Below are 20,285 nucleotides of genomic sequence, written 5' to 3'. Positions count from 1 at the left end.
GAGAGTGCTGGCGCACAAGAGCGAAGAGATCCTGATCCGTACCCGCCGCAACATCTTCGGCAGCAACGCCGGGGGCAACCCCAGCATCTTCGCGGGCAACGGGCTGGACTTCGCCGAACTTAAAGAGTACACCATCGGCGATGACGTGCGGACCCTCAACTGGAAGGTGACGGCAAGGGAGCAGCGCCCCTTCGTCAACGTCTTCAACGAGGAGCGCGAACTCAACATCGTCTGCGTCTTCTTGGAGAGCGGCAGCATCTTTTTCGGCTCGCAGCGTTTCAAGCAGGAGGTGATGGCCGAAGCCCTCTCACTCATCTCCTACTCCGCGCTGAAAAACGACGACCGCGTCTCCACCCTTGTCTTCAGCGACAAAGAGGAGTTCTTCCTGCCGCCGACCCGCGCCCTGGGCTCCCTGCATGTCACCGTCCCCGAGGTACTGGGCCGCGACCCGCTGGGCAAGCGCGTCGATTTTGCCGCGCTCGTCGACCACCTCAACGGCCGCGTCCGCCAGCGTTCGCTCATCTTCCTGATCGGCGACTTCTACGGCGACGACATCGACCTCTCACTGCTCGCCCGCCACGAGGTCTACGCCATCATCGTTCGCGATCGCTTCGAGGAGAACCCCGCGCTCTCCGGCGAGATCGGCCTGCTCGACGCCCAGAGCATGGCGGGCACGACCCTGGAACTCTCCCCCGCCCTCGCCGCACGCTACCGTGATGCCCTGGAGGCGCGGGACAAGGCCCTCGTCGAGCACCTCGCCTCCCACCGCATCACCGCAACGAAACTCTACACCGACGAAGAGCCCTTCGTGAAGCTCTCCGCGCTGTTCAGGAGGTAGGCGATGCCAGGACAGACCCTCCCGCTCAAAGACATCAAGCCCATTGTCGCCGTCCCCGACCACTCGCTCTGGCTGCTCACTGCCCTTGTCGCGGCCGGCATCCTCCTGACGGCTCTCCTGCTCTTCTGGCTGCTCAAACAGCGCCGCAAAGGAGGAGACCCCAAACGTTCCGAGGCGCTGAAACGGCTGCAGGCGCTGGATTTCAGCGACACGAAAAGCGCCGTCTACGACTTCAGCCTGCTGGGGCACTTCGTGGCGACACCGGAGACGATGCCGACCTTCCGGGCGCTGCTCTCGGAGCTTGAACCCTACAAGTACCAAAAAAGCGTTCCCCCCCTGGACGCCGCGCTCGAGACGAAGCTGCACGATTTCATCAAGGAGGCGCGCCGTGGGTGAGTGGACGCTGGAGTACCCCTGGGCGCTGGGACTGATCGCCCTCTTTTTCCTCTGCGAGGCCCTCTGCCGGGCCAAAACGCAGCAGATGCTCTTCCCCGACACGGCGCTGCTGCGCACCCTCTCCGCCCGGAGCGGCTGGCTCACCCGGGGGATCAAACTCCTCGTTTTCGCCCTGCTTGCCCTCGCCCTCGCCTCGCCGATCCGCCAGAATGAAGTCGTCGTCAACAACGACGAGGGGTACGAGCTCTCCCTCGTCCTCGACGCCAGCGGCTCCATGCGGCAGATGGACAAATTCGGCATCGTCAAAAAGATCGTCCTCGACTTCATCGACAAGCGCGCCCATGACAAGCTCGCCCTGACCCTCTTCGCCGACTTCGCCTACGTCGCCATGCCGCTGACCTATGACAAGCAGAGCCTGGGGCAGCTGCTCTCCAAGGTCGACGTCGGCATCGCCGGCATGCAGCGCACGGCGCTCTACGAGGCGCTCTTTATGAGCACCAAACTCTTTAAATCCTCCGACGCCAAGGAGAAGATCGCCATTTTGCTCACCGACGGGATCGACAACACCTCCCAGGTCCCCCTCGACGTCGCCATCCAGAGCGCCGTCAAGCACGGCATCAAAGTCTACGTCATCGGCGTCGGCGGCCGCGGGGACTACAATCCGGAGGTACTCCGAAAGATCGCCCGGGAGACGGGCGGGAAATTCTACGAGGCGGGCAGTGTCGAGCGGCTCAAGCGGATCTACGACGAGATCGACACCCTGGAGAAGAGCGAGATCAAGGCGGACAAGTACGTCAAGAAACACTACTACTTCCAGTACCCCCTCGGCGCGGCGCTGCTGCTGCTCGTGCTTTATGCCGTCATGCGAAGGAGAGGCCATGCACTTTGAACAGCCGCACCTGCTTTTCTTGCTGATCGTCCTCGTCCCGCTCGCGCTGCTGCTGTTTGCACCGCGCAAAGCGGCCCGGAACACCTTTGCCCCGGAGGTGCTGAAACTGCTGCTGCAGCGCACCTCCATCGTGCCGCAGTGGCTGCGCAGCGCCCTGCTGCTCGCCGCGGCAGCCCTCTTTATCGTCGCCCTCGCCCGGCCGGTCATTGACAACGGCGAGATCAAGGTCCAGAGCAGTACGATCGACCTCATCGTCGGGTTCGACCTCTCCCGCTCCATGTTCGCCAACGACGTCTACCCCAGCCGTCTCGCCCTGGCGAAGCGGAAATTCGATGCCCTGCTCGGGGATGTCAACGGCACCCGTATCGGGGTGATCGGGTTCAGCGCCCGGGCCTTCATGGTCTCGCCGCTGACCGAGGATTTTGCGACCCTGCGCTACCTCGTATCGAACATGAATACCGACTCCATCAGCCTGCGCGGCACCGACCTGCTCCAGGCCCTGCAGCAGACCGACACCCTCCTGGAGGGGAGCAACAAAAAAGCGCTGCTGCTCTTTACCGACGGCGGAGACGGCAGCGATTTCGACAAAGAGATCGCATACGCCAAAGCCCACAACATCGTCGTCTTCCTCTACAATATCGGCACGGAGAAGGGCGGGGTCATCCCGACCGGCCAGGGGGCCATGACGGACAAGCACGGCGACATCGTCGTCGTCCGCCGCAACGACGACGTCAAAGCCCTCGCCCTGCAAAGCGGCGGCGCCTATTTGCCCTACTCCCTCAAACACAACGACATCAAAGCCCTTGCCGATGCGCTGAAGTCCCGCTTCACACCGCGCAGGGAAAAGAACGACGTCATCCGCGATCTTCAGGAACTCTTCGTCTGGCCGCTAGGCGGCGGCGTTCTCCTGCTGCTGATGGCCCTCTACTCCCTGCCGCAGCGAAGGAGACGCCATGCTTAGATACCTTCTGCCCTGCCTTGCCGCGGGAGTGCTCCATGCCGGGGTGACGGATTTCCATACCCTCTCCAACGCCGCATCGGCCTACAAGGGAGGCGATTACGCCGCGGCCGCCCAGGGGTACGGCGCGCTGCAGGAGAAGAACGATGCCGCGCGCTTCAACTACGGCGACGCCCTTTACAAGCAGCAGCACTACAAAGAGGCCGCCGGCGTTTTCGCGCAGATCCATGCTCCAGAGCTCAAACAAAAAGCGCTGCACAACCTCGGGAACAGCCTCGCGAACCTCGGCAAAACCGATGAAGCGATCAAGGCCTACGAGGAGGCGCTGAAACTCGGCAAAGACGACGATACGCAGTACAACCTCGATCTCCTGAAAAAACAGAAAGAGCAGGAGCAGCAAAAAGAGGACAAACAGAACCAGTCAAACGACCAGAACCAATCCAAGCAGAATGATCAGCAGCAAAACAAGCAGAAGCAACAGGGTGATCAAGAGAACAAGGACCAAAAGAGCCAGGACGACGCCTCAAAGGGTGAAGATCAGCAGCAAAAAGAAGACCGGCAACAGGAGAAGGGCGAACAGAAGCAGGAGGAGCAGGAGAAACAAGCGGACGGAGAACGCGAGAAGCAACAACAAGAGGCACAGCAGAAAAACGGCCAGCAGGACGAACAACAGCAAGAGGCTGTCAGGCAGCCGGAAGAAGCACCGGAAAGCCCCGAAACAGACAAACAGCAGGCCGCCATGGCCGACCCCATCAGCGATATGGAAGAGCGCAAATACAACCAGATGCTCGACAAGCGCGGCATCAAAACACTGATGATCCCGCTATCGGGCAAAGGAGAACCCCATGATGACGAAACGACCCCTTGGTAAGATCCTGGCACTGTTGCTTGTAGGGCTGCCGCTTTTCGCGGCGGTGACCGCCACCGTCGACAACCCCGCCGTCACCCGCGGCGACCCGGTCACCCTGACACTCAGCGCCACCGGCGACGATATCCGCTTCCCGGCGCTGACGGAGATCGCAGGCTACCCCATCCAGAGCCGCGGCACGAGCCGCAACATCTCCATCGTGAACGGCCGAACAACGCGCGCCGTCGAACAGCGGCTCGTCTTTACCCCGACGGAGGACACTGCCATCCCCGCCCTCGACATCACCGTTGACGGCACGGTCGAACACACCCTCCCCCTGCATGTCAAGGTTGTCGCTCCCCAGGCAGCAGCGAAGGGAGCGCCCGTGCAGATGCTGTTGCACCTCTCCAAAGAGGATGCCTATGTCGGCGAGCCGGTCGAACTCGACCTGGTCTTCAAATACCTGCCCGGGGAGCGCATCGACGACATCCGCATCAGCGAACCGACCCTTGAGCACTTCTGGATCAAACGCATCAACACCCAGGCCGAACGTTCCGCCGACAGCGAAGGGTACATCACCCAGTCCTACCGCTACCTGCTCTTTCCGCAGCAGAGCGGGGACCTCGAAATCCCCGCCATTTTCGCCCAGATCGGCACCAAGGTCAGCACCGGCCGCGGCGGCATGAGCGGCGATCCCTTCTTCAACGACCCCTTCTTCGGCGCGGCGCGGATGCAGTACCGCAAAGTCTACTCCGAACAGGAGACCCTGCATGTCACCGCTTTGCCGCAGGGGCTGGAGGTCTACGGCCGTTTCACGATGCACGCCGACATTGATAAAGCGTCCGTGGACGCCAACAAGCCGGTCAACCTCCACATCCATATCGAAGGCAACGGCAACGTCGAGGACATCCCCAAATTCGACCCGCACTTCGCCCACGCCATCGTCTACGCCAACGACCCGAAAACGACCAGCACGCTTCAAGACGGCAAATACTTCGGCACCTTTGACCAGACCATCGCCATTATCCCGGACCGCGACCTCACCGTCACGCCGCAATCCTTCCGCTATTTTGATGCCAAAACCGCGCAACCGGCGACCCTGCAGACCCCGCCTTTCTTTATCAAAGTCAAGGGCGCGGCACCGGTACCGGCAGCCGCGGCGGCCCCGCATGTCGAAACGGCCGCCCCCTCGAAAGCGGCGGCCGTGCAGACGCCTACGGTACCGGACGGCAGCCGTTTCAGCCCCTTTGAAGCCCTGGGCATCTTCGCCGCCGGAGCGGCCGCGGGCGTCCTGTCCTTCTGGCTACTGCTGCTGCGCGGCCGCGACCGTCTCCCGAAAAAGAGGGAACTCCCCCCGATGGTCAAACGGGTCAAAGCCGCCAAAAGCGACCGCACCCTCTTCGAACTGCTGCTGCCGCTCAAGGGGAGCGCCAAACCGATCGACGACGCCCTGGCCCAGTTGGAGGCCAACCTCTACCGCGGCGCCGACCATGCCGTCGACCGCAAAGCACTGGCGGACTATTTCGGCGGTCAGACCGGGGAGGATGTCGCCTTAATCTGACGCAATTTTGTACAGGTTTCCGGCGTGCGCTCTGCTATAATGGAGTGTTTTCGGAGGAGACCTTATGCGCCTGATACTTCCGGCTCTTTTCCTGTTTTACGGCATCCTGCACGCCAATATCGTCTGGTACACCGGGTACGTTGAGGCGGTACGGGCCGCAAAACTCGCCCACAAACCGCTGATGCTCTTCCTCACAAGGCCCCGATGCAAAGTCCGCAGCTTTATGCAAAAGGATGTCTTCACGGACCCGGAGGTCGCCGCATACATCGAAGCCCACTTCATCGCCGCCGATATCTGGAACGACCATGAGAGCCTGCCCCCAAAATACCGGGTCACCGCCAGTCCCGTTTTTACCTTCCTCGACGCCGAGAAAGACGAGATCATTGAGCAGGTCGTCGGAGGGAAACCGCCCTCCCACTTCCTGGAGACCCTGCACAGCGTCATCGACGACAACCCCCAATTTCGGTAGCGCCGCGCAGCGCGAGCCGTTACCAAAGGGTGGTACACTGTTGCCAACGCGCCCCAAGGAGAGAGGATGAAATTAACCTACGCCGGCCCCAAGCCGCTCATCTCCCACAGCGGCATCGTCTTCGACAGGAAAAAAGAGGACAAATACCGTTACATCCCCTTCGCCGTCTCACTCCTGCTCGCCCTCGACCACGACTACACCTCGTCGCAAAACTATACCTATACCCCCGACCGGAAGCACTACAGCGACGAGGAGCTGCTCCGGGTCATCGCGGCACACTGCCCGACGGCCCAGACGGAGGCCGCGCGACTCCGCAGTGAAAAAGCGGCCAGGCTGGATGAGGAGCTCCGCCGGCTGGACGGCTCCCTTTCACACCCCGCCGAAGCCCGGTCGGTCCTGCGCACCAACCTGCTGCTGATGCGCGACTACCGCCTGCAACGTACGGTCAACAAAAGCCTCTATTACAGCGCGGCCGGCGCCCTCGTCACCCTGGTCGCGGCCAAACGGCTGCGCTATATCCAGACAGCGTTTACACCGGAATATTTTCATGTCTTTCATACCATGGAGGGGATCATACGCAGACGGCGTCTTGCACTTGCGGCACAGCTTGATGTTTATGAGAAGAAGGGGGAGTTGATGGTGCGGCTGGCGCTGGCCGGCCGCTAGAGGGTTATTTGCCGGAATCCGGCAACGGTGTTGTCGCCGTGCGGGCCGGCAGGACCGGGTACTCGACGACCGGCTTCTCGCCCGTCAGCGATTTGAGGAACGTCTCGATGCTCTCCGTCTCTGCGTCGGTCAGTTTGACACCCAGCTGAGTCTCGCCCATGATCTTGATCGCCTCTTTCAGGCTCCAGACCGTACCGTTGTGGAAATAAGGCGCTGTCTCTTCAACGTTGCGCAGCGTCGGAACCTTGACCATCCCGTTCGCATCGCCTTTGAAATCGCCGACGCCCATGTACTTGAACTTGCCCATCAGCGGGAACGGCTGCATACCGCCGCCGACAGCCACGCCGGTGTGACAGCTCACGCACCCTTTGTCAATGAAGGTCTGCAGACCGGCCTTCTCCTCTTTGGAGAGTGCTTTGTCACAGCCGCGCAGGTACTCGTCGAAGCGTGACGGCGTGACCAGTGTGCGCTCGAAGGAGGCGATCACATCCGCGATGTCCTTGAAGGTCGGGACCATCTTCTGGTCATTGTAGGCGTGGCGGAACGCCGCGACGTATGCAGGGATGGCGTTGACGACGGCGGCAACGTGTTCGGGTTTGGCCGCCATCTCCGGGGCCGCCTGCATCGGTCCCTGCGCCTGGTCTTCGAGGTCCGGGCTGCGGCCGTCCCAGAACTGTTTCTCAGCGAATACGGCGTTGTAGACCGACGGAGAGTTCAGGTGGTGCGGGTTGTGTGCCCAGTTGTGGCCGATCGCCGCCGGCACGCCGTCCACACCGCCGGTGGCGAGGTTGTGGCAGGTGTTACAGCTGATGATTTCGCTCTTTGAAAGGCGAGGGTCGAAGAAGAGCTGTTTGCCGAGCTCAACCTTCTGGGCATTCATCGGGTTCTTCGGATTGTCGATGAGCTTATAGAGTTCGGTCGTGCTTTTCGGAATAGGGGCGAGACCCATCGCCTTGGCCTGATCGGCCAGTGTCTCCGCGGATGCGGCAGAAGCCAGGACACATGCTGTCAACGCAATTTTTTTAAACATTTTTCTCTCCTTGATTATTCAATCCTCCGGCAGAAATGCGAAGGTTCCAAATTCATGTAATGGGGAAATTCTACCTGTAAACGATAATTTTTTTCCTTAAATAAACAAACTACTTTTACTTAATGGAAAATAATAAACGCCGCCTTCTTGCTACTATTATTTCGACTTTTACCTTTTTGGTGCTTTAATGCTACTATGAATAAAGAACTCATAGCCACGAACCTGCGGAACCACCACCTCAAGGTGACCCCGCAGCGGCTCAAGATCGTCGAAAGCCTCAACACCTTCGGCCACCTGAACATCGATATGCTTTACCAGGAGGTAAAAGAAGCGTATCCGAACGTTTCACTGGCGACGGTGTACAAGAATATTGCCATAATGACGGAAAACGGACTGCTCGAAGAGGTGAAAGTCCCCGAGAGCAAGAGTGTTTTCGAGATCCGAAAAGAGCCGCACCTGCACCTGCACTGCAGCGAATGCGGGAAGATCGAAGATTTTTCCTTCGATACGGAGCAGATCAGAGCGCACGCCGAAGCCGTCAGCGGCTACAGCATCCAGAGCAGCGATATCGTGCTGCGGGGCATCTGCCCGGCGTGCCAGAAAAAGCGTTAACAGTTTAGTAACTTTTCTTTACTATACTTTCCCTACCTTCATTCAAAGCGTCTCCTTCTCCCGACATCCACCGGGAGTTGGTTATAATCCATCTATGACAATACGGCCCATCTATCTTCTTTCTGTGACCCCCTCCGATGATCCCGACATTACCCATCTGCCGATCCTGGAAACGGCATGGCTGCGGCCCGAAGTCGATCTTTCACGGATCGACGGCATCATCTTTACCTCGAAAAATGGCGTCGATGCCCTGGAAAAGATCGCCCCGGAGTGGAAAAGCGTGCCTGTGCTCTGCGTCGGGAAGGGAACGCAGCAGCGCGTGGAGGCACTCGGCGGCACGGTTGCCGGAACGGTGAAGGGGTATGGCGAGATGCTGTACGCACTTATCCGGGAGCGTTTCCCCCGTTTCCGCTGGCTCTATGCACGCCCCCGGGTCGTCGCGTCGGACTTCGCCTCCCGGCTGCGCGACGAGGGGGTCGCCGTGGAGGAGGCCGTGGTCTATGAGACCCTCTGTCGGGCCGATAAAATAGACATTGCAATTCCCGACGACAGCATACTGATCTTTACCTCGCCTTCTGCACTGCAGTGCTTTCAGCGCCGCTTTGTCCTGGCCCAGACCCAGACCGTCGTCGCCATCGGCAGCACGACGGAAAAGAGCCTTCCCGGCCAGAAGGTCCACATCGCCCCCGAACCGACCGTCGCGGCCTGCATCACCCTCGCAAAAGAGCTGGCAAAGGAGCAAGTATGATCGACACCGACCGCATGATCTGCGTCTGTAATTCGATGGATATGAAGGCGATTGCCGAATGCATCAAGTCACATGGCTGGGAGAGCGTCGACGCGATGCTCAACCACAGCGAGTGCGAACTGGGCAACAAATGCGAATCCTGCATCGAAGACGGGTATGAGAACGACGGCTATTCGCTGGCCATGGTCCTCTCCCTTGTCAAACAGGGGCGGCTCTGAGCGCTAGCAGTCTCTGCGTTTGCCGAAGAGACAGGGTCCGTTCTTGATGAGCTTGCGTACCGAGAAGAAAAGGAAAAAGAGGGAGACGGCCCCGGCGGCCACCCCGTAGAGCAGCTGTCCGTGTGTCAGCAGTGACACGGCGAAGGCACCGACGACGATAAAAACGACGAAACACATCCGCTAGGTCATAAAAAGCATGCCGTAGATCGTCACACCCATCAGCGATGTGACAGTCATCCCCGAGAACACGATCACACCGTTGCGCTTGTGCGTGGCGGCCACCGTTTCACTGCCACTGTAGCTTCGCAGGGCGTCGATCAGCAGCCATGCCCACCCGGCGACGGCGGCGACGGCGATCAGCACATGCACCGCCAGGAACACCGCCAGCGAGGAGAACTCCACGCCGCTCTCTTCCGCGTAGGCGACAAAGCCGCCGGTAAAGCGCACCCCGACTTCGAAAAGCACGACCATCGCCAGCGTGACCGCGAAGAGCAGCGTCTGTGCACGTTTGTGCCCCTTTTCATACCCGCCTTTAATCAGAAGGATCGCCCCGCCCATCAAGAACGGCAACGCTGCAAACCACAGGGTGACGATGTCCATAAACCAGAGGGCGCGCGTCCCCAGAAAACCTGCCTCAAACATCAATCTTCTCCTGGAACGTCCGCATAAATTTCTGCACCTTCGGCGCGATCACGACCTGGCAGTATCCCTGCTGGGGATTGAGGTCGAAATAGTTCTGGTGGTACGCTTCTGCCGGATAGAACGTCGGAGCCGGGGAGAGTTCCGTCACGATCGGGTCGGAAAAACCGGTCTGTGCTGCGGCAATGGCGGCCTCCGCTTCTGCTTTCTGTACATCGTTATAATAGTAGATGACCGAGCGGTACTGGGTCCCGACGTCCGCGCCCTGGCGGTTCAGCGTCGTCGGATCGTGAATGACCCAGAAAATATCGAGAATCTCCCCGAAGGAGATAACGTCGGGATCGAAAGTGACCTCGACCACTTCGGCGTGCCCCGTCGTTCCGCTGCAGACCGCACGGTAATCGGGGTGCTCCGTTGCGCCGCCCGCGTAACCGCTGATGGCGCTGCTGACCCCTTTGACCCGGCGATAGACTGCCTCGATGCACCAAAAACATCCGCCCCCGAGGAGCGCTACTTCCTTAGCCATCGTCATCCTTTTTTGCCCCAATAATGCCAAAGCGTACCTTCAAGGCACCCCATAGCTTCAATCTAAACGGCGACGTCAAAAATTACAGAACATAAGTATTGCTATATTTCTGTTCAATTACAACAAACAATATTAATATAAAATATAGTACTCTAAAAAATTCTTCGCGCAAGGGAACGTAGACCATCATGACGACCGCGGATTTTTTCCTTCACATCTTATGGCCGCTCGCCATCGCTTCCGCTCTGTTTCTCTACTGGCGTATCAAGCCGCTGCCGCTGCCGGTCGCCGAAGGTCCCATAGATGCCTCCCCGAATGAACTGCCCGATCCAAGTCTGCAGGAGCGTATGTGGTTTGATCTCGGCGATCGCGTCGATCGGCTCTGCACCTTGGAACTTTCGCCGGAAAGCCAGAAACAGCAGCTTTTCGAGCTCTTAAGCAGTTTTGCCCCCGTCGTGACCCTCTGGGCCGGCTTCACGAACAAAGAGGGCGCTATCGACCCCTTTTACATCTATGACGAAACCGAACCGGGTTTTTTGACAGAGGACTACGGTGTCCGCCCCGCCGTGGCGGTCGACGAGGCACAAAACCCGACCGAATACGCCTTTGTTTCCGCCCAGCCCCATCTCTTCAGCAATGCGCTTGAAGCCCCGATGGACACGGCATGGCAGAGACGGTTGCGCTACGCCCCGCTGGTCTCCGTCCTCTCGGTCCCGCTCTTCTCCCCCGACCGGACCCGTCCGGAGGGCATCGTCACCCTCTACACCGATACCGCCTGCATGGACAACGATATACTGACGTACCTGACGAACCTGCTGAACCGTTTCATGGTCTTTTCCCATCAGAACGCGCTTTACCACCGGGTCCTGGCCCAATACAATACGGTCCACTCGACCAGCCGTTTCTATGAGCAGCTCATCGACGCCACGCCGATACGCATCTGCTGGAAAAACAGTAATCTTGTCTACCTCGGAGGCAATCTCTCTTTTGCCAAGGATGTCCGGTTGGGCAACAGCAATGCGCTCAAAGGGAAAACCGACCATGACCTTTTCGGGGCGGAGGAGGCACAGCTCTTCGAAATGTCAGATCGGAAGGTACTGGAGCACGGGACCGAACTGCTCAACCGGATTGAAAAGCAAGGAGAGATGTGGCGGCTCAGCAGCCGCGCCCCGCTGAGCGATCCCGACGGCCGCATCGTCGGCGTCGTCACCGCCTATATCGATTACACCTTCCAGTACCGCGCCCAGAACTATCATGAAACGACGGAACAGCGTTTCCGTTCGCTGCTGGATCAGATGCCGACCGTCGCGATCCAGGGCTTCGACGAACAGCGGCGCATCAACTACTGGAACCGTCAAAGCGAAGCGCTGTACGGCTACAGCGCCGAAGAGGCCCTGGGGCGGAAGATTGACGAATTGATCCTTCCCCAATCCCAACAAAAACATTTTGCCGCGGGGATCGCGGCGTGGTTGAACCATAACGATGCGATGGCGGCCGAAGAGCATTCGGTCCTGGCCAGAAGCGGCATCTCCATCCCGGTGCAAAGCGCGCGTATCCTTCTCGACCGGGCCACGGAAAACCCGCAGTTCTACGCCATCGACATCGATCTGAGTCTTCAAAAAGCCGCTGAATCAAAGCTCAAACAGCTCGCCGACTACGACGCATTGACGATGCTGCCGAACCGCCATCACCTCAACTACCATCTCCAGTCCCTGATCACGAGTGCGCAACGGGCTGAAAAACAGTTTGCCATCTTCTTCATTGACCTGGATAACTTCAAGTACATCAATGACACGTTCGGCCATAACTACGGCGACAAACTACTGGTCCAGGCCGCGCGGCGTCTGCAGCATGTCCTGCGCGAATCCGACTACATCGCCCGTTTCGGCGGCGACGAGTTTATCGTCACGGTGGAGTACGGCGAGGACCATTTTGTCACCTCCCATATCGCCCAGAAAATGATCAGCGTTTTGCAAGAGGGCTTCAACATCAAAGAGCAGGAGCTCTACGTCGGTGCCAGCATCGGGATTACGCTCTTCCCGGAGAACAGCAGCGCACTCGACGTCCTGCTCAAACAGGCCGATGCCGCCATGTACAAAGCGAAACGCGGCGGCAAAAACCAGTTCACCTACTTCACGGCGGAGATGACCGAAGAGATCGAGCGCCAACTGACAATGGAGAATGCCCTTCGACAGACGTTTCAAGATGACAAGATCACCTTTTTCTACCAGCCGCAGGTCGACCTCTATACCGGTGTCATCGTGAGCTGCGAGGCCCTGGTACGCTGGTACGACGAAGAGAACAGCGCCTACATCCCGCCGATAACGTTCCTGCCCATCGTCGAGAAGGCGCACCTGATGCAGACCCTGACGCAAAGGGCCTTCGAACACGCCGTCCGGCTGCTTGACCAGTGGCGGCGTCTGCGCCTGGCGCTGATCCGGATTGACGTCAACGTCCCCGCAGAACAGCTGGCGAACAAAGAGATCCTCACCTATGTCACCGAATTGCTCGAAACGTACAATATCGATCCGGTATTTATCGGCATCGAGATCACCGAGGGGCAGCTGATCGACCTGGATACGGAAGCAGCCAAGAGCGTGCTCGGCGCCTTCAGCGACCTCGGCATCCATATCAGCATCGACGATTTCGGCACCGGGTACTCCTCGCTCAGCTACCTCAGCCGCCTTACCATCGACACGGTCAAGATCGACAAAAGCTTTGTCCAGGAATACGAAAGCAGCCAGAACCAGGCCCTGATCCGCTCCATCATCGCCATGGCCCATGAGCTCGGATACCAGGTTGTTGCCGAAGGCGTCGAACTTCCCGAACAGGCCGATGCGCTGAAAAAGTATCGCTGCGACAAAGTCCAGGGTAATCACTTCTACCTGCCGAAGCACGCCGAAGCAATGACCCGGGAGCTCACCCTTAACCTCCATCGCCACCGGAAGAATTTGACGAAATAACTGCCGTTTAATTTTGATTTTATCGTCATTGTATTATGATTATTATCAATCCAAATTATAGGGGTAGCGATGAAAAAGGTGTTGGTGCTTGGCGGAGGGTTTGCAGGAGTCGATGCGGCGACGCATCTGCGCAAAAGAGGTTATGACGTGACGCTCGTCAGCGACCGGGACTATTTTTATATCTATCCTACTTCCATCTGGGTCCCGACGGGCGAAGCCTCCTTTGACGACGTCAAGGTCTCGCTGGAGGAGCTGCGGGATGCCCACGGCTTCACCCTCCTGGTCGACGGAGTCGAAACGATCGAGGCGAAGGCGAACCGGGTCACCCTTGCCTCCGGGAAGGTGATCGACGACTACGATTACCTCGTCGTCGCCCTCGGAGCGCACAAGATGAAGCACCCCGGCATCGAGCATACCCTCTCCATCTGCGGCGATCCGCGCGAATCGTTGCGGATCAAGGAGCGGATCGACGCCCTGGTCGCCAAGGGGAGCGGCAAGGTCGCCTTCGGCTTCGGCGGCAACCCAAAAGACACCTCCGCCGTACGGGGCGGTCCCGGTTTCGAACTCTTTTTCAACCTCCATGAACTCCTGAAGAAAAAGGGGATCCGCGACCGTTTCGAACTGACCTTTTTCGCCCCGATGCCCAAGCCGGGCGCACGCATGGGCGACCAGGCGCTTAGCATGATGGACACGATGTTCGAACGGGCCGATCTGAACAAACACTTCGGCAAAAAGATCAAACGTTTCGAAGAGGACGGCGTCGTCTTCGAGGATGACAGCAAGCTTGACTCGGACTTCACGATGTTCATTCCCGCCGGGGACGGTCACGGTGTCATCAAGGCGTCAGACCTCCCGACGAACGAGGCCGGTTTCGTCGCCATCAACGATTACAGCGAGGTCGTGATCGACGGCGAGGTCAGCAACGTCTACGCCGCCGGGGACGTCGCGGCGCTGGAAGGACCGGAATGGCGGGCAAAACAGGGGCATGTGGCTGAAGTCATGTCCAAAAACATCGCCTTCAACATCGCCGCGCGCGACGCCGGGAAGGCGGAACGCAAAGGGTACCAGGAGCACCTCAACATCCTCTGCGTCATGGATACGGGTACCGGTGCGGGCTTCGTCTTCCGCGACGACAAAAAAGCCTTCATGATGCCGATGCCGGTCCTGGGACACTGGATGAAAAAGGGGTGGGGCTGGTACTGCCGCAATACCAAACTGGGCAAGATCCCGCGTATGCCGGGACTCTAAAAGGGTTAGACGGCCTGCTTCTGCTCCGGCTCGCGGAGCGTCTTCATCTTCACGAGGTTGTTACGGTACATGCGGTCAAGCTGGCCGAACGGTACCGGTTTGCTGAAGTAATACCCCTGCCCGTAGTCGACCCCGAGCTTCTTGAGAAGGCGGACGTGCTCGGCACTCTCAATCCCCTCCGCAACGATCTTCAGCCCCATCGCCTTGCTCAGTGACACGATCGATTCGACGATGGTCCGGTCATCCTGGTCATCGAGCATGTTCATAATGAACGCCTTGTCGATCTTGAGGGTATCGACCGGGAACTGTTTGAGGTAGGCCAGGGAGGAGTAGCCCGTCCCGAAGTCGTCAATGTTGACGCCGACGCCCAGGTCACGCAGCTGGTGCAGAACTTTCAGACTTTCGGTCAGACTGATCATGGAGACGCTTTCGGTGACCTCGAACTCCAGATACTCCGGCTTGATGTCATAGCGCTGCAGCACGGTCCGGATCTGGTGTAGCAGCAACGGGCTGCCGAACTGGCGCCCGGAGAGGTTGACGGCCAGCTTCAGCGGTACGATCCCAGAGGCGCGCCACTGCTCGATGCGGCGGGCCGCCTCGTGCATAACCCACTCGCCGATCTTGATGATCATCCCCGTGTGCTCGGCGACAGGGATGAAGTCGTCCGGGTAGACCGTCCCGATCTTCGGGTGGTTCCAGCGGATCAGCGCCTCGGCGCCGGTGATGGCCCCCGTGCGCAGAGAGATCTTCGGCTGGTAGTAGAGTTCGAACTGCTCCATCGTTTCGATCGCTTCGCGCATCTCGTGCTCGACCTGGAGCTTTTTGCGGATCGTCTCTCCCATCGTCGTATCGTAGAAACGGTAGCGGTTGCGCCCGTCCTCTTTCGCCTTGTACATGGCCGTATCCGCGAACTTGATCAGGGTATCGGCGTCGTCGGAATGGTCCGGGTAAATTGCCACCCCGATACTCGTCGTCGTGAAGATCGCCTTGTCCCCGAACTCCCAGCGCTCCTGCAGAGCGTCGATCATCTTCTTGGCGACGATCGTGATGTCTTTTTCCGAATTGATCAGCGGCAGCAGAACGATGAACTCGTCCCCGCCGATCCGCGAGATCGTGTCGGAGTCCCGCAGGGTGCGCTTGAGGCGCTCCGCCACCTCTTTGAGCAGGCGGTCCCCCAGGGTATGCCCCAGGGTGTCGTTGACGTTTTTGAAGCCGTCGAGGTCGAGGAAGAGCACCCCCAGCTTCTCGCCCCGGCGGTTGGCGTCCTTGATCGCTTTTTGCAGACGGTCCTGCATGAGCACCCGGTTTGGCAGATTGGTAAGCGGGTCGTAGAAGGCGAGCTTTTCGATCATCTGTTGGCTCTCCGCCTGCTCGCTGACGTCCATCGTAATCCCCGAAATAAATGCCTTCCCGTCACGCCGGAGGCTCAGTTTCCCCTCGGTCAAGACGTGCATCGCCTCCCCGTGGGCATTGACAAGCTTGTGCATCAGGCGGAACGGGGTATGGGTCTGGGCCGTGTTCTCGAGGGCGCGGATAAACGCCTGGCGCTGCGACGGCTCGATGACGTTGAGCAGTGCTTCCCAGGTCAGCGGCATGCCGTCCATCGGCAGGCCCAGCAGCACGTACATCTGATCACTGAAACTGCAGTCGTGCGTCTGCGTATCGATCCGCCAGCTTCCCATCCGCGCGATCTGCTGCGCCTCTTTGAGGTGTTGGCGCCCCTCTTCGATCTCTTTGTGCAGCTCGTTCATAAAGTCGGCGTGGTGGATGATGTTGTCGCTCATTTTGTTCGCCGCTTCGGCGATCATACCGATCTCGTTCGCGCTGGTGTCCCGCAGCTCAATGGGCACGGGGTGGCTCGGGTCGAAGGCTTCCAGTTTCCGGGTCAGCTCGCGCAGCGGGAGGAAAGAGCGGTACAGCAGCCTCAGCAGCAGCAGGACGAGCAGGACGTACCCGGCGATGATCGCGGCGAGGAACTGGAAATACTGTTCCATCATCGACCGGAAATTCCGGTCGGAGACGGCAACATCCATCGAGGCGATGATCTCGCCGTTGATATTGGTCACGGGAAGCGCCAGGGTAAAGAGCCGGTGCGAAGAGCCGAAGTTGCCGACGACCAGGGGACGCCCGTGGTTTCTCAGCAGACGCACGCCGTTGATCACCTGCGCCGAGCTGAGGCGGATGAGCTGCTCTTCGACAAGAAGCTGTTTGTCGTTGTGCAGGGCATCGGAGAGCTGCGGAAGCATAAAGTCGATCTTCTGTTCCACCAGTTCCTGAAGCTGTTTTTTGTAGCCGCTGATGACGATTTTCGTATTGACGTACGCCAGCCCGAAGACAAGCAGCAGGCTGAAAAACGCCAGGGAGAACAACAGTTTCGATGCCAAGGAGTTCCAGATAGTCAACTTCATTGTGATAGATTATATCGAAAAGTGACCGACTCCGTTAGCGTTGCTTCTCCTAACGGATGATCGTATCGTTGCGGTCGGGGGAGGTGGAAACCATGCCGATCTTCGTTTCGGTCAGCTTTTCGATCTCGCTGAGATAGGCCCTGGCCGTTTCCGGCAGCGCATCCCATTCACGCACGCCTTCGGTCCGCTCCCAGCCCGGGAAGCTTTTGTAGACCGGCGTGGCCGTTTCAAGATCGAGCGGCATGTAGTCAACAACTTCCCCGCCGACCTCATAGCCGACGCAGACTTTGACTTCGTCGAAGCCGTCGAGGACGTCGAGTTTCATGATGGCCAACTCGTCGCAGCCGTTGATGCGGCTCGCGAACTTCGTCGCCACAGCATCGAACCATCCGCAGCGGCGCGGACGCCCTGTTGTCGTGCCGAACTCGTGCCCCTGCTCGCGCAGCTTGTCGCCGTCGTTTCCGAAATCTTCCGTCGGGAAAGGGCCGTTGCCGACACGCGTACAGTAGGCTTTGACAATCCCCGTCACCTTTCCGATGTCTTTCGGGCTGATTCCCAGGCCGATACACGCGCCCGCCGCGATCGTCGAAGAGCTTGTGACATAGGGGTAAGTACCGTGGTCGATGTCGAGCATCGTTCCCTGCGCCCCCTCAAGCAGAACGTTCTGATCACCTGAGAGCAGTTCCCAGACCATCTGCGTCGTATTGGCCAGGTACGGCAACAGCACATCGGCGAACCCCTGCAGTTCCGCTTTCAGCGCCGCTTCATCCGGTGCGGAGATTCCCAGGGCGCTGTAGATGGCACCGTTTTGCTCGAAGTACTCGAGGATGCGTGCCGCCAGCGCGTCGATATCGCGCAGCTCTCCGAGGCGGAAGCCGGCGCGGGCAATTTTCTCGCTGTAAGCGGGCCCGATGCCGCGGCCGGTCGTCCCGATCGCCTTCTTGCCGCGCAGGCGCTCTTTGGCCTGGTCGATCTCCTCGTGGAAGCCGAGGATCATATGCGCCGATTCGCTTACAAAGAGACGCCCCTCGAGCTTGTCGAACTGTTTCATCTCTTTGATCAGTGCCGCCGGCGAAACGACGACGCCGTTACCGATAATGTTGATCGCTTCGGGGTTCAGGACGCCGGAGGGGATCAGGTGGAGGGCATATTTGGTCCCGTCAACCCAGATGGTGTGGCCGGCATTGTGTCCGCCCTGGTAACGCGCGACGGCGTCATATTTCTGCGCAAGAAGATCAACGATCTTCCCTTTGCCCTCATCGCCCCACTGGATGCCGACGATCAAATCTGCTTTTTTCATAATATCAATTTCCTTTACACGCCGGCTTCAAGCAGCACATCGGTTGCGATGGCGAAGCCGACACTGGTCACATCTTCGTTTTTATAGCGTCCGCCTCTGGCGTAAACGTCGTTGTCCGCGATCACGCGGAAATAGAGCTCGTCGTAATAGAGCATCTTCGCATAATAAAGCGGTGCGACGACCGTGTTGCTATACGGCACGCTCAGGCTAAGCTCTTTCATCTTCAGCAGCTCGACGCGGAGCTCCTCCGGCACGAGCGGCAGGACCGCGTCGATCTCCGAAGGGTTCTCAAGGTAGACGAGCTTGGTCAGCCAGTCGATCCCCCGCGCCAGCAGGTTCTCGATACGGATGTGGCGGAAATCGTCCATCGGGATATCGAGCAGGCGGCTGAGGATCTTCGGGATGTTGATGTTGGAGATCTGCAGCAGCGGCTGCGTCTCCAGACGCTCGAAGATCTCCAGGCAGCGGGTGAGCGCGATGGAGAGGTCCGCCTCGCCGATCACCTCGGCACCGACCTGGTACTGCTCGTGTGACGGGTAGCGGTAGACCGGCTGGATGTAAAACCATTTGCGGTGGTCCGTATTGCGCCCGAGGCGCTTGGAGATGATGCGCACGACGTCGATGGTCGTATCCGCGCGCAGGCTCATGCGGTTGTTGTCACGGTCCCCGAGACGGATCAGCTCTTTGGCATCGGAGATGCTCTCATGCTGGTGGTGCGAAAAAAGCGGCACGACGATCTCTTCGAAGCCGTCGGCATAGAGCACATCGCTGGCGATCTGCTCGATCTCCCGCTTGCGGCGGGCGCTGGCACCGAAATAGAGCTTGCTCCCTTCGGGGATCTCGTGGGCAAAGATCATGCCGTCAGCCCGAAATAGATTTCGTTGAAGACGCGGCCCGCCGTGCCGTCGTAGCTGCGGCGGCCGAGCTTGTCGAGGGCGACCTCGACGGCGTTGACGACCCAGGCGGCCTCGAACGGCTTGATCAGCCCCATGTGGTTGACACGGAAGATCTTCCCTTTGAGGTGGTCCTGGCCGCCGGCCATATTGACGTCGAACTCTTTTTTCAGCAGGGCACGGATCTCATTGGCGTTCGCATCATCAATCGTTGTCATGGACGCCGCAGGCACTTTCGGGTAAATATGCAGTCCCAGCGCCTCGAAGGCAGCCCGCGTCGCGGCACCGCGGCGGGCCGTTTCGTCGTAAAGCGTCTCGAGGCCCTTGGCCTCGATCTCCGCCAGGACGGCCTCCAGGCCGATTACGAGCGTCGTCGCCGCCGTCCAGGCCGTCGTATTGGTACGCTGTTTCTTGATCTCGGTGGCGAGGTTGAAGTAGTACCCCTTCCCTGCACCGATCTTCTCGACCGCCGCATTGCTCAGACCGATCACGGCGAGGCCCGGCGGCAGCATCAGCGCCTTCTGGCTTCCCGCCAGCAGGGCATCGATGTGGGTGACGTCAATCGCTTCGACGCCGACGGCCGTAATGCCGTCCGCGATGATCATAATGTCGGGGCGTACCGCCTTGACGGCCGCGGCAATCGCTTCGACCGGGTGGCGCAGGCCGCCGGCGCTTTCGCTGATCTGAACGGCGATGGCATCGATGCGCGGGTTCTCCTGCAGTGCGGCGAGGACATCCTCGGGCGTTGAGGGCGTATCCCATTCATAGGCCAGTTCAACGTTCTGCAGCCCGTGCGCCTGGGCGATTTTGCCGAAACGCTCGCCGAATTTTCCCGCATTGATGTTCAGCAGGGTATCGCGGCAGAGGTTGGTGATGGCCGCTTCCATCGCGCCGGTACCCGTCGAGGCCAGCATCACGACCTCATCGGTTTTCATCAGGCCGAAGAGCGCTTTGCGCGCCCGTTCGAAGATCGCTTCAAACTCCGGCGTGCGGTGATGGATCGTCTCCTCCGCCATCGCTTTGCGGACGGATTCCGGAACAGGGGTAGGACCGGGGGTAAAGAGCAGCATGCTTTT

Annotated in this window: 21 protein-coding genes; 13 read left to right on the top strand and 8 right to left on the bottom strand. The window is 59.3% G+C overall.

From position 1 onward, the window contains the following. Window positions 1–4: 4 nt before the first annotated feature. The 8 genes from ACM66T_RS01415 to ACM66T_RS01380 all read left to right on the top strand — a co-directional run bounded on the left by ACM66T_RS01415 (window position 5) and on the right by ACM66T_RS01380 (window position 6,624). Window positions 5–838: a DUF58 domain-containing protein gene (locus ACM66T_RS01415; RefSeq protein WP_231019896.1), complete on the top strand. Its 834-nt coding sequence runs from the start codon at window positions 5–7 to the stop codon at window positions 836–838. 3 nt (window positions 839–841) lie between these two features. Then, a complete protein-coding gene (locus ACM66T_RS01410; protein WP_231019894.1) occupies window positions 842–1,234 on the top strand; it encodes a hypothetical protein in 393 nt (130 codons plus the stop codon). Next, complete coding sequence (locus ACM66T_RS01405; protein WP_416768694.1) at window positions 1,227–2,123, top strand: vWA domain-containing protein; 897 nt, start codon at window positions 1,227–1,229, stop codon at window positions 2,121–2,123. Before ACM66T_RS01410 ends, ACM66T_RS01405 begins: the two co-directional genes overlap by 8 nt. Continuing rightward, on the top strand, window positions 2,113–3,084 hold the full coding sequence (locus ACM66T_RS01400; RefSeq protein ID WP_231019890.1) for a vWA domain-containing protein: 972 nt from the start codon (window positions 2,113–2,115) through the stop codon (window positions 3,082–3,084). Before ACM66T_RS01405 ends, ACM66T_RS01400 begins: the two co-directional genes overlap by 11 nt. Next, on the top strand, window positions 3,077–3,952 hold the full coding sequence (locus ACM66T_RS01395; RefSeq protein WP_231019888.1) for a tetratricopeptide repeat protein: 876 nt from the start codon (window positions 3,077–3,079) through the stop codon (window positions 3,950–3,952). The genes ACM66T_RS01400 and ACM66T_RS01395 overlap by 8 nt, the downstream gene beginning before the upstream one ends. Continuing rightward, window positions 3,927–5,489: a BatD family protein gene (locus ACM66T_RS01390; RefSeq protein WP_231019887.1), complete on the top strand. Its 1,563-nt coding sequence runs from the start codon at window positions 3,927–3,929 to the stop codon at window positions 5,487–5,489. Before ACM66T_RS01395 ends, ACM66T_RS01390 begins: the two co-directional genes overlap by 26 nt. A 64-nt stretch (window positions 5,490–5,553) precedes the next feature. After that, window positions 5,554–5,958 (top strand): thioredoxin family protein, encoded by a 405-nt coding sequence (locus ACM66T_RS01385; RefSeq protein WP_231019885.1) that lies wholly within the window; start codon window positions 5,554–5,556, stop codon window positions 5,956–5,958. A gap of 66 nt (window positions 5,959–6,024) precedes the next feature. Continuing rightward, window positions 6,025–6,624: a hypothetical protein gene (locus tag ACM66T_RS01380; protein WP_416768693.1), complete on the top strand. Its 600-nt coding sequence runs from the start codon at window positions 6,025–6,027 to the stop codon at window positions 6,622–6,624. Between the two features lie 4 nt (window positions 6,625–6,628). On the opposite strand, the gene ACM66T_RS01375 is transcribed toward ACM66T_RS01380, so the two are convergent. Further along, on the bottom strand, window positions 6,629–7,654 hold the full coding sequence (locus ACM66T_RS01375; protein WP_231019881.1) for a cytochrome-c peroxidase: 1,026 nt from the start codon (window positions 7,652–7,654) through the stop codon (window positions 6,629–6,631). Window positions 7,655–7,849: 195 nt separating this feature from the next. On the opposite strand from ACM66T_RS01375, the gene ACM66T_RS01370 reads away from it, so the two are divergent. The 3 genes from ACM66T_RS01370 (at window position 7,850) to ACM66T_RS01360 (ending at window position 9,232) form a co-directional block, all read left to right on the top strand. After that, a complete protein-coding gene (locus tag ACM66T_RS01370) occupies window positions 7,850–8,266 on the top strand; it encodes a Fur family transcriptional regulator (RefSeq protein ID WP_231019879.1) in 417 nt (138 codons plus the stop codon). A 94-nt stretch (window positions 8,267–8,360) separates the two neighbouring features. Next, complete coding sequence (locus tag ACM66T_RS01365; protein ID WP_231019877.1) at window positions 8,361–9,014, top strand: uroporphyrinogen-III synthase; 654 nt, start codon at window positions 8,361–8,363, stop codon at window positions 9,012–9,014. After that, window positions 9,011–9,232: a hypothetical protein gene (locus ACM66T_RS01360; RefSeq protein ID WP_231019875.1), complete on the top strand. Its 222-nt coding sequence runs from the start codon at window positions 9,011–9,013 to the stop codon at window positions 9,230–9,232. The genes ACM66T_RS01365 and ACM66T_RS01360 overlap by 4 nt, the downstream gene beginning before the upstream one ends. Window positions 9,233–9,235: 3 nt before the next feature. On the opposite strand, the gene ACM66T_RS01355 is transcribed toward ACM66T_RS01360, so the two are convergent. The 3 genes from ACM66T_RS01355 to msrA are packed head-to-tail and all read right to left on the bottom strand — an operon-like array spanning window position 9,236 to window position 10,397. Then, window positions 9,236–9,409: a hypothetical protein gene (locus tag ACM66T_RS01355; RefSeq protein WP_231019873.1), complete on the bottom strand. Its 174-nt coding sequence runs from the start codon at window positions 9,407–9,409 to the stop codon at window positions 9,236–9,238. Between the two features lie 3 nt (window positions 9,410–9,412). Further along, window positions 9,413–9,874, bottom strand: a complete 462-nt coding sequence (locus tag ACM66T_RS01350; RefSeq protein WP_231019872.1) for a DUF420 domain-containing protein — start codon at window positions 9,872–9,874, stop codon at window positions 9,413–9,415. Then, on the bottom strand, window positions 9,867–10,397 hold the full coding sequence (gene msrA / locus ACM66T_RS01345) for a peptide-methionine (S)-S-oxide reductase MsrA (RefSeq protein WP_231019870.1): 531 nt from the start codon (window positions 10,395–10,397) through the stop codon (window positions 9,867–9,869). Before msrA ends, ACM66T_RS01350 begins: the two co-directional genes overlap by 8 nt. Before the next feature lie 188 nt (window positions 10,398–10,585). Between msrA and ACM66T_RS01340 the strand changes: the two genes are divergently transcribed. Both ACM66T_RS01340 and ACM66T_RS01335 read left to right on the top strand, forming a co-directional pair. After that, entirely contained in the window at window positions 10,586–13,360 is a 2,775-nt protein-coding gene (locus ACM66T_RS01340) for an EAL domain-containing protein (RefSeq protein ID WP_231019868.1), read from the top strand. A gap of 69 nt (window positions 13,361–13,429) precedes the next feature. Then, window positions 13,430–14,608 carry an NAD(P)/FAD-dependent oxidoreductase gene (locus ACM66T_RS01335; RefSeq protein ID WP_416768692.1) on the top strand — a complete coding sequence of 393 codons (1,179 nt, stop codon included), beginning with the start codon at window positions 13,430–13,432 and terminating at the stop codon, window positions 14,606–14,608. A 5-nt stretch (window positions 14,609–14,613) separates the two neighbouring features. On the opposite strand, the gene ACM66T_RS01330 is transcribed toward ACM66T_RS01335, so the two are convergent. The 4 genes from ACM66T_RS01330 to ACM66T_RS01315 are packed head-to-tail and all read right to left on the bottom strand — an operon-like array spanning window position 14,614 to window position 20,279. Then, window positions 14,614–17,016, bottom strand: coding sequence for a putative bifunctional diguanylate cyclase/phosphodiesterase (locus tag ACM66T_RS01330; protein WP_416768691.1), 2,403 nt, complete (start codon window positions 17,014–17,016; stop codon window positions 14,614–14,616). Window positions 17,017–17,065: 49 nt separating this feature from the next. After that, entirely contained in the window at window positions 17,066–18,316 is a 1,251-nt protein-coding gene (locus ACM66T_RS01325; protein WP_231019863.1) for an adenylosuccinate synthase, read from the bottom strand. 14 nt (window positions 18,317–18,330) lie between these two features. After that, on the bottom strand, window positions 18,331–19,173 hold the full coding sequence (locus ACM66T_RS01320; RefSeq protein ID WP_231019861.1) for an ATP phosphoribosyltransferase regulatory subunit: 843 nt from the start codon (window positions 19,171–19,173) through the stop codon (window positions 18,331–18,333). Beyond that, the gene (locus ACM66T_RS01315) at window positions 19,170–20,279 is read right to left on the bottom strand and encodes a pyridoxal-phosphate-dependent aminotransferase family protein (protein WP_231019860.1); all 1,110 of its coding nucleotides are present in this window, start codon (window positions 20,277–20,279) and stop codon (window positions 19,170–19,172) included. The genes ACM66T_RS01320 and ACM66T_RS01315 overlap by 4 nt, the downstream gene beginning before the upstream one ends. Window positions 20,280–20,285 lie beyond the last annotated feature (6 nt).

This window comes from Sulfurimonas sp. ST-25 (genome assembly GCF_048079205.1).
Taxonomy (GTDB): Bacteria; Campylobacterota; Campylobacteria; order Campylobacterales; family Sulfurimonadaceae; genus Thiomicrolovo; species Thiomicrolovo sulfuroxydans.
This window is presented reverse-complemented; position numbering and strand designations above follow the sequence as displayed.

Bases quoted from the DNA above. Each gene is read 5' to 3' on its own strand.
- ACM66T_RS01410 (WP_231019894.1), top strand. From the start codon at position 842: ATGCCAGGACAGACCCTCCCGCTCAAAGACATCAAGCCCATTGTCGCC.
- ACM66T_RS01400 (WP_231019890.1), top strand. From the start codon at position 2,113: ATGCACTTTGAACAGCCGCACCTGCTTTTCTTGCTGATCGTCCTCGTC.
- ACM66T_RS01395 (WP_231019888.1), top strand. From the start codon at position 3,077: ATGCTTAGATACCTTCTGCCCTGCCTTGCCGCGGGAGTGCTCCATGCC.
- ACM66T_RS01390 (WP_231019887.1), top strand. From the start codon at position 3,927: ATGATGACGAAACGACCCCTTGGTAAGATCCTGGCACTGTTGCTTGTA.
- ACM66T_RS01385 (WP_231019885.1), top strand. From the start codon at position 5,554: ATGCGCCTGATACTTCCGGCTCTTTTCCTGTTTTACGGCATCCTGCAC.
- ACM66T_RS01380 (WP_416768693.1), top strand. From the start codon at position 6,025: ATGAAATTAACCTACGCCGGCCCCAAGCCGCTCATCTCCCACAGCGGC.
- ACM66T_RS01375 (WP_231019881.1), bottom strand. From the start codon at position 7,654: ATGTTTAAAAAAATTGCGTTGACAGCATGTGTCCTGGCTTCTGCCGCA.
- ACM66T_RS01370 (WP_231019879.1), top strand. From the start codon at position 7,850: ATGAATAAAGAACTCATAGCCACGAACCTGCGGAACCACCACCTCAAG.
- ACM66T_RS01365 (WP_231019877.1), top strand. From the start codon at position 8,361: ATGACAATACGGCCCATCTATCTTCTTTCTGTGACCCCCTCCGATGAT.
- ACM66T_RS01360 (WP_231019875.1), top strand. From the start codon at position 9,011: ATGATCGACACCGACCGCATGATCTGCGTCTGTAATTCGATGGATATG.
- ACM66T_RS01355 (WP_231019873.1), bottom strand. From the start codon at position 9,409: ATGTGTTTCGTCGTTTTTATCGTCGTCGGTGCCTTCGCCGTGTCACTG.
- ACM66T_RS01350 (WP_231019872.1), bottom strand. From the start codon at position 9,874: ATGTTTGAGGCAGGTTTTCTGGGGACGCGCGCCCTCTGGTTTATGGAC.
- msrA (WP_231019870.1), bottom strand. From the start codon at position 10,397: ATGGCTAAGGAAGTAGCGCTCCTCGGGGGCGGATGTTTTTGGTGCATC.
- ACM66T_RS01340 (WP_231019868.1), top strand. From the start codon at position 10,586: ATGACGACCGCGGATTTTTTCCTTCACATCTTATGGCCGCTCGCCATC.
- ACM66T_RS01335 (WP_416768692.1), top strand. From the start codon at position 13,430: ATGAAAAAGGTGTTGGTGCTTGGCGGAGGGTTTGCAGGAGTCGATGCG.
- ACM66T_RS01330 (WP_416768691.1), bottom strand. From the start codon at position 17,016: ATGAAGTTGACTATCTGGAACTCCTTGGCATCGAAACTGTTGTTCTCC.
- ACM66T_RS01325 (WP_231019863.1), bottom strand. From the start codon at position 18,316: ATGAAAAAAGCAGATTTGATCGTCGGCATCCAGTGGGGCGATGAGGGC.
- ACM66T_RS01320 (WP_231019861.1), bottom strand. From the start codon at position 19,173: ATGATCTTTGCCCACGAGATCCCCGAAGGGAGCAAGCTCTATTTCGGT.
- ACM66T_RS01315 (WP_231019860.1), bottom strand. From the start codon at position 20,279: ATGCTGCTCTTTACCCCCGGTCCTACCCCTGTTCCGGAATCCGTCCGC.